The following is a 272-nucleotide window of genomic DNA, read 5'->3' on the forward strand; positions in this document are numbered from 1 at the left end:
TGTACGATTTCTATGACACCTACTGGTAAATACTATGTGTCCATTTTGACTGAATACGAAAAAGAGATCGTACAAAAAGAAGTAGAAACAGTTGTTGGATTAGACTTTGCGATGGATGGATTATACGTCAGTTCTGAGGATGAGAGAGCCAATTATCCTAAGTTCTATCGTGAAATGTTAGACCGATTAGCAAAGGCTCAACGAGTATTATCAAGACGTACAAAAGGTTCAGGGCGTTGGAATAAACAACGTATCCGTGTAGCTAAGCTGCA

General features: G+C 39.0%; 1 protein-coding gene. It reads left to right on the forward strand.

Translation table 11 applies throughout. The features are described from left to right. On the forward strand, nt 1-272 hold a 272-nt coding region (locus JDS92_RS30240), incomplete at both ends, for a transposase (protein WP_199633056.1).

The organism is Bacillus cereus group sp. N12 (assembly GCF_016483575.1).
Taxonomy (GTDB): Bacteria; Bacillota; Bacilli; order Bacillales; family Bacillaceae_G; genus Bacillus_A; species Bacillus_A toyonensis.